This is a genomic window from Flavobacterium macacae, assembly GCF_003865365.1.
Taxonomy (GTDB): Bacteria; Bacteroidota; Bacteroidia; order Flavobacteriales; family Flavobacteriaceae; genus Flavobacterium; species Flavobacterium macacae.
Genome location: NZ_RQVR01000030.1, coordinates 1 through 226 on the forward strand (window position 1 = coordinate 1; position 226 = coordinate 226).

Genomic DNA, 226 nt, shown 5'->3' on the forward strand with positions numbered 1-226 from the left:
TTTATCTAACGCATCAAAACCTTGAAATCCATAAATTCTTTTTTGTGCCATAATAAAACCGAGCTCTAAAATCTCAGTGTAGATCTTTGAAAATTGCGGTATTGAAGCTACTAAATGATAAAAATCAGCTCTTGAAATACACAATAATTGCGACTCTTCAACGGTTTGTAAATACTCTTCAGCAATTTGTTGGTTAATAAAGCTGGGCAGGGCAGTGACAAAATTT

At 33.2% G+C, this 226-nt stretch carries 1 pseudogene; it reads right to left on the bottom strand.

Going from position 1 to position 226, the window contains the following annotated elements:
* Positions 1–226: pseudogene (locus tag EG849_RS15895) on the bottom strand (Crp/Fnr family transcriptional regulator); the annotation flags it as partial.